Raw genomic sequence first — 6,873 nt, forward strand, 5'->3', positions numbered from 1 at the left:
TACGGCCGGGGCGGCCGTCCGGCCCAGGCCGGAGCCCAGCGCGCTGAGGTCGTACGCGGACTCGGCGTGCTCGGCCTGGTCGATGCCGGCCACCTCGACCTCCTCGGCGACCCGGAACCCGATCAGCCGGTCGACCGCCTTGGCCAGCAGCCAGGAGAGCACGAAGGAGTAGACGCCGACCACCGCCACGCCCATCGCCTGCTTGCCGAGCTGCGCCGGCCCGCCGCCGTAGAACAGCCCCCTGGCGCTCTGGCCGACCGTCCCGGTGGCGAACAGGCCGACCAGCAGCGAGCCGATCACCCCGCCGACGGCGTGCACACCGACCACGTCGAGCGAGTCGTCGAAGCCCCAGCGGTACTTGAGGCTGATCGCGGCCGCGCAGGCGGCACCGGCGGCCAGGCCGATCGCCACCGCGCCGAGCGGGGAGACCGAGCCGCAGGCCGGGGTGATCGCCACCAGGCCCGCCACCGCGCCGGAGGCGGCGCCCAGCGTGGTGAACGCGCCGTGCCGCAGCCGCTCGAAGACCAGCCAGCCGACCAGCGCGGCGCCGGTCGCGACCTGGGTGTTGAGCAGGGCCATCGCCGCGACGCCGTTGGCGGCCAGCGCCGAGCCGGCATTGAAGCCGAACCAGCCGAACCAGAGCAGCCCGGAGCCGAGCATCACCAGCGGCAGCGAGTGCGGCCGCATCGGGTCCTTGCGGAAGCCGATCCGCTTGCCGAGCACCAGGCAGAGCGCCAGGCCCGCGGCCCCGGCGTTGATGTGCACGGCCGTCCCGCCGGCGAAGTCGATCACGCCGTTGCGGTCGCCGAGCCAGCCGCCGTGACCACCGTCGAAGAAGAACACCCAGTGGGCGACCGGGAAGTACACCACCGTCGCCCAGAGCGCGACGAACAGGCCCCAGGCCGCGAATCTCGCACGGTCCGCGATCGCCCCGCTGATCAGCGCCGGGGTGATGACCGCGAACATCAACTGGAAGGCGGAGAACGCCGTCACCGGGATCGTCCCGGTGAGGTCGGTGAGGCCGACGCCGCGCATCCCGAGGAAGTCCAGGTTGCCGATCAGGCCGGCGCCCGCGTCGGGTCCGAAGCTGAGCGAGTAGCCGTAGAGGACCCACAGCACGGTGACGACGCCCAGCGAGAGGAAGCTCATCGCCAGCATGTTCAGCGTGCTCTTGGCCCGGACCATCCCCCCGTAGAAGAACGCCAGCCCCGGGGTCATCACCATGACCAGGGCCGCGCTGATGAGTACGAAGGCGGTGTCGCCCGCGCTGAAGCCGTCCGGCATCGGCTCTCCTCCTGACTGGAAGCCGATCCGCACCCGGGTCCCTGTCCCGTGCACCCGGGGCGTCGGCGTTGACCAGGAGCGTGCCGAAGGCTGGTTTCGGCCGATGCGGTCCGGTGTTTCACCACCGTGACGAGGGCGACGGCCGGGTTACACCCGCGTGAACGCGGCACCGACCGTGCCGTCGGCGGCCGGCACGGTCGGTGAGGGGAGTCGCGGTGGGGGCTCAGACCACCGAGACGTATTCGGGGATGTCCTGGACCACCCGCTCCTTGAGCCGGCTGACCGCGTCCACGCCCTTGAACCGGGCGGCGGCGGCCTCGGTGGTCTTGCGGACCCGCGAGTTGAGCCGCTCGGAGCGGACCTTGGTCGCGATGTCCACCGCCTGCTCGGCGAAGACCGCGGCCTCCTCCGGCTCGTTCTGCAACAGGTGCACGCTGGCCATGCCGACCAGGTTGAAGGCGTACGAGCGGACGTGGTCGCCGTCCTGCCGGAACAGGTCGACCGCGCGCTCCATCACCGGCGCCGACATCGAGGCGTACAGCTCGGAGTTGTCCGAGTGGTACGCGAGGTCGCGGAAGGAGTGCGCGTTCTCCGCGTTCAGCTCGGCCGGGGAGAAGAACTTCAGCCAGTCCGGATCGCCGTCGCCCTCGCGGATGTCGGTGAAGGTGTCCTCGGACAGCCGGATCGCCCGGGCGCACCGGTTCACCTCGCCGATCGTGGCGTACGCGCGCGCCTCCATCGCGTAGAGCAGCGACTGCTGGCGCGGGGTGGCGGTGTCCCGGCTGCCGTACTGGGCGAGGTGGATCAGTTCCAGCGCGTCCTCGCCCCGGTTGAGGTGGATCATCTGCCGGCTCATGTCGGTGAGGATCAGCGCGCCGAACGGGCGGTCCCCGGCCTCCTTGGCGGCGTGCAGCGCCAGCACGTAGTACTTCTGCGCGCTGGGGTGCATGCCGACGTCGTAGGACATCCAGCCGGCCAGGTGGGCCAGCTCGGCGGTGAGCCGGAACAGCCGCTTGGTGGTCTGCTCGGGGTAGGTCTCCTGCAGCAGGTCGGTGACCTCGTGGAGCTGGCCGACCACGGCCTTGCGGCGCAGGCCGCCGCCGTTCTGCGCGTCCCACTGCCGGAACATGACGGTGGTCTGCTCCAGCAGTTCCAGCTCGGGCTCGGAGAGCCGGCCGGTGAACGGCTCGCCGCCGTTGGCCGCGGTCAGGATCGGGGTGGGCGCACCGGTGGGGCCGGGCGCCAGCCAGCGCTGCATCGGCTCGATCAGCGCGGCACCGGCGGTCAGGGCGAGCGAGGTGCCCAGGAAGCCGCGCCGGTTGAGCATGAGGTCGCTGCGCGAGTAGTCGCTGATCAGCTGGACGGTCTGCGGCGCGCTCCACGGCAGGTCGACGCCGCCGCCGACGGTGGAGACCGGCACGGCGGCGCGCAGGCCGAGGTCCTCGATCGAGACCACCGAGCCGAACCGCTCGGAGAACAGCTCCGACATGATCTTGGGGATCGGCTCGCGCGGCTGTTCGCCGTCGAGCCAGCGCCGCACCCGCGAGGTGTCCGTGGAGACGTGGTGGGCCCCGATCTGCCGGGCCCGGCGGTTGACCTGGCGGGCCAACTCCCCCTTGGACCAGCCGCTACGGGCGAACCACGTGGTCAGCTTCTCGTTGGGTTGCTTCTCTGCCATGGGTCCGTCCCCATCCCGCCCGGGCCCCGGGGCCCCGATCGTGACCGCCCGACGGTTGCGGGCTCTTACCAGACGTGTCGTACCGGACCGCTCGTACCGGACCGCGGCACCGCCGCGGCGGACGAACCGTCAGCTTCCCAACTCCCGGCCCGGCATGGCCCGGAGCGGACTCCCCGACGAGGCCCGTGTGCTGAACGTAACGCCCCGCGCACCGCCCCGGGGAGCGGCCCTGGCGAAACGCCACCTTTCGCCACCCCCAGGAGTGAACCGAACCGTGCCGGCAGACGGTTCACTAGGAAGTCCCGACGGCCCGGCATATGCGGGCCGCCAAGTCCCCGACGGCACCCGGCTTTTCAGGCGAACCGCCGCCGCCACAGGCGGATTTCGCACCCGCACCGACCGACAGCCCTCCCGCGCACAGACGATCCGGCATCGGCACCGCCGGCCACAAGGCGGCGCACGAGGCGCATCAGGGCAACTGGCGCACACCGCGCGCTGCGCGCCGCCACCGCACCACGCACCACGCACAGGAAAAACAACACACAGTCACCGTCCCGTAACCATCGGCAACGACATCCTGTTGGGGGAGGCATGGACAACCTGTTCGGCGTACTTCGACTGGGGCACCTGCGGCGGGCGCCGCTGGGCGCGCGCAACCGCACCCGCGCCACCGCGAACCAGGCTGCCGCGGAGTACACCGGCCGGTGGGGCTGGGCCGTCGTCGTCGGCGAGCCGGCCCGCACCGCCACCACCCCGGACCGCTGCCACTGCGGTGCGCCGCGCTGCGCCGCCCCCGGCCTGCACCCGGTCCCCGGCATCGGACCGGCCGACCGTCCCGGCACCGACGTCTCGGTGCTGTTCCCCACCGGCCGCGCCTTCGACGTCCTCGACGTGCCCGAGCCGGCCGGCCTGCAGGCGCTGGTCCGGCTGGAGCGGATGGGCACCCAGGTGGGCCCGGTGCTCGCCGCGCCCACCGGGCGGCTGCAGTTCCTGGTCGCGCCGGGCACCGCCCGCCGGCTGCCCGACCTGCTCTACCGGATGGGCTGGGACGACGCCGCGCTCGACCTCACCTGCCACGGCGAGGGCAGCTTCGTCGCCGCGCCGCCCACCGTGCTGGCCGGCCTCGGCCCGGTCCGCTGGCTGCGCCGCCCCACCCGCGACAACGCCGGCTGCCCCCCCGAGGCCCGACTGTTGCTCGGCACCCTCGCCTACGCCTGCCACCGCGGCCGCGAACGCACCCGGGAACCCGCCTGGATCGCGTGACTGTGATCTCGCCCGCTCGCCTCCGGGGCGCTCCAACCCGGCGCCGACGGTCGGCGGGCACGGCGCCACCTCCTCCGTCGGCGGCTTGACCCTTCACTCCTACTCGCCCGCTCGCCTCCGGGGCGCTCCAACCCGGCGCCGACGGTCGGCGGGCACGGCGCCACCTCCTCCGTCGGCGGCTTGACCCTTCTCCCTTTCGGCACCGGCGCGCCCCTTCGGCTCGGGGCGGGGGGCCTCCGGCCCGTGCCGGGTACGCCGAAGGGCCCGCCCCTTGCGGGAGCGGACCCTTCATCGGTGGCACCGGCCGGTGCTCAGTCCCCGATCAGCGCGTCCACGAACGCGCCCGGCTCGAACGGCGCCAGGTCGTCGGCACCCTCGCCGAGACCGATCAGCTTGACCGGCACGCCCAGCTCGCGCTGGACGGCCACCACGATGCCGCCCTTGGCCGTGCCGTCCAGCTTGGTCAGCACGATGCCGGTGATGTCGACCACCTCGGCGAAGACCCGGGCCTGGATCAGCCCGTTCTGACCGGTGGTGGCGTCCAGCACCAGCAGCACCTCGTCCACCGGGCCGTGCTTCTCGACGACCCGCTTGACCTTGCCCAGCTCGTCCATCAGGCCGGTCTTGGTGTGCAGGCGCCCGGCGGTGTCCACCAGCACGGTGTCCGCGCCCTCGGCGATGCCCTCCTTGACCGCGTCGAAGGCGATCGACGCCGGGTCGCCGCCCTCCGGCCCGCGCACGGTGCGCGCGCCGACCCGCTCGCCCCAGGTCTGCAGCTGGTCGGCGGCGGCGGCGCGGAAGGTGTCGGCCGCGCCGAGCACCACCTTGCGGCCGTCGGCGACCAGGACCCGGGCGAGCTTGCCGGTGGTGGTGGTCTTGCCGACGCCGTTGACGCCGACGACCAGGACGACCGCCGGGCCCTCCTCGTGCTTGGTGGAGCGCACGGTGCGGTCGGAGTCCTCGCCGATCAGCCCGACGAGCTCCTCGCGCAGCAGGCCGCGCAGCTCGTCGGGGGTGCGGGTGCCGAGCACCTTGACCCGGGTGCGCAGCCGCTCGACCAGCTCCTGGGTGGGGGCCACGCCGACGTCGGCGGTCAGCAGGGTCTCCTCGATCTCCTCCCAGGTGTCCTCGTCGAGGTGCTCGCGGGAGAGCAGCGAGAGCAGGCCCTTCCCGAGCGAGTTCTGCGAACGGGAGAGCCGCGAGCGCAGCCGGACCAGGCGGCCGGCGGTGGGCTCGGGGACCTCGATGGCGGGGGCTTCCTCGACCGTCTCGGGGACGGTCTCGACCTCGGCCTCGGCTTCGGGGAGCTTGACCTCCTCGACGGTGCGGCGCGGTTCCTCGGTCGGCGGCGCGGCCTCTTCGCCGACGGCGGGCTCGCGGGGGGTCGGGGGCGCCGTGATGACCGGCGCCTGCGACTTCGGGGGCAGCTGCTGGCGTCGTCTGCCGGAAACGACGAGTCCGGCGATCGCTCCGACGGCGACCACCGCGATGACTACGGCAAGAATCACGTATTCCATAACCCCATCAGTATCCGCGACACCGGTCCGCGTGAACCGCAGGTGGTGAAGTGGATCACCGACGGGTCAGGGCCGCCGCTCCTTCTGTTCCTCCCGCAGCCGCTGGCTGATCACCTGCGAGATGCCGTCGCCCTTCATGGTCACCCCGTAGAGGGCGTCGGCGGACTCCATGGTCAGCTTCTGGTGGGTGATGACGATCAGCTGGGAACTCTCCCGCAGCTCCTCCATGATCGCGATCAGCCGGCGCAGGTTGGTCTCGTCCAGCGCCGCCTCGACCTCGTCCATGACGTAGAACGGGCTGGGCCTGGCCTTGAAGATCGAGACCAGCAGCGCCACCGCGGTCAGCGAGCGCTCGCCGCCGGACAGCAGCGAGAGCCGCTTGACCTTCTTGCCGGGCGGGCGGGCCTCCACCTCGACGCCGGTGGTCAGCATGGACTCCGGGTCGGTGAGCACCAGACGGCCCTCGCCGCCCGGGAACAGCCGGGCGAACACGCCCTCGAACTGCGCGGCGGTGTCGTGGTAAGCCGCGCTGAACAGCTGCTCGACCCGCTGGTCGACGTCCTTGACGATGTCGAGCAGGTCGCGCCGGCCGCGCTTGAGGTCGTCCAGCTGCTCGCCGAGGAAGGTGTGCCGCTCCTCCAGGGCGGCGAACTCCTCCAGCGCCAGCGGGTTGACCTTGCCCAGCTGCTGGTGGGCCCGTTCGGCGGCGCGCAGCCGCTTCTCCTGCTCGGCGCGGACGTACGGGCGCGGCTCCCCCGGCTCCTGCCCCTCCTCCGGCGTGGACGGCGGGACGAGCTGCTCCGGCCCGTAGGCGGCCAGCAGTTCGGAGCCCTCGATGCCGAACTCCTCCAGTGCCCGGCTCTCCAGCTGTTCGATCCGCAGCCGCTTCTCGGCCCGCAGCACCTCGTCGCGGTGCCCGGCGTCGACCAGCTTGTCCAGCTCGTCCTTGAGCGCGCGCCCGTGCTCGCGGTGCTCCTTCAGCTCCGCCTCGCGCGCCGCCCGCGCCTGCTCGACGGCGGCCCGTTCGGCGTCCGCGCGGGCCAGCGACACCTCCAGGCAGGCGAGCAGCTGCCGGGCGCCGGCGGCCACGCCGAGCGCGACGGCGGCCTCGTGCTCGACGCGCCGGCGGCG

Annotated in this window: 5 protein-coding genes; 1 reads left to right on the forward strand and 4 read right to left on the reverse strand. The window is 72.9% G+C overall.

Annotation, left to right across the window (positions count from 1 at the left end; translation table 11 throughout):
* Together ABD308_RS31835 and nsdA are read right to left on the reverse strand one after the other, a co-directional pair.
* On the reverse strand, positions 1-1,284 hold a 1,284-nt coding region (locus ABD308_RS31835; RefSeq protein WP_344342795.1), incomplete at its 3' end, for an ammonium transporter.
* A gap of 223 nt (positions 1,285-1,507) precedes the next feature.
* A complete protein-coding gene (gene nsdA, locus ABD308_RS31840) occupies positions 1,508-2,962 on the reverse strand; it encodes a transcriptional repressor NsdA (RefSeq protein ID WP_344342797.1) in 1,455 nt (484 codons plus the stop codon).
* A gap of 591 nt (positions 2,963-3,553) precedes the next feature.
* Between nsdA and ABD308_RS31845 the strand changes: the two genes are divergently transcribed.
* Positions 3,554-4,225, forward strand: coding sequence for a bifunctional DNA primase/polymerase (locus ABD308_RS31845; protein WP_344342800.1), 672 nt, complete (start codon positions 3,554-3,556; stop codon positions 4,223-4,225).
* A 311-nt stretch (positions 4,226-4,536) separates the two neighbouring features.
* Here the strand turns inward: ABD308_RS31845 and ftsY are convergent, their stop codons facing one another.
* Together ftsY and ABD308_RS31855 are read right to left on the reverse strand one after the other, a co-directional pair.
* Positions 4,537-5,742, reverse strand: coding sequence for a signal recognition particle-docking protein FtsY (gene ftsY, locus ABD308_RS31850; protein WP_344342803.1), 1,206 nt, complete (start codon positions 5,740-5,742; stop codon positions 4,537-4,539).
* 66 nt (positions 5,743-5,808) lie between these two features.
* Positions 5,809-6,873, reverse strand: a 1,065-nt coding sequence (locus tag ABD308_RS31855) for an AAA family ATPase (RefSeq protein WP_344342807.1), incomplete at its 5' end; no start/stop codon positions are given.

Origin of the sequence: Kitasatospora putterlickiae (assembly GCF_039527695.1) — a bacterium.
GTDB classification, from domain to species: Bacteria; Actinomycetota; Actinomycetes; order Streptomycetales; family Streptomycetaceae; genus Kitasatospora; species Kitasatospora putterlickiae.

Excerpts from the sequence above, each read along its gene's own strand:
- nsdA (WP_344342797.1), bottom strand. The coding sequence starts at position 2,962 with ATGGCAGAGAAGCAACCCAACGAGAAGCTGACCACGTGGTTCGCCCGT.
- ABD308_RS31845 (WP_344342800.1), top strand. The coding sequence starts at position 3,554 with ATGGACAACCTGTTCGGCGTACTTCGACTGGGGCACCTGCGGCGGGCG.
- ftsY (WP_344342803.1), bottom strand. The coding sequence starts at position 5,742 with ATGGAATACGTGATTCTTGCCGTAGTCATCGCGGTGGTCGCCGTCGGA.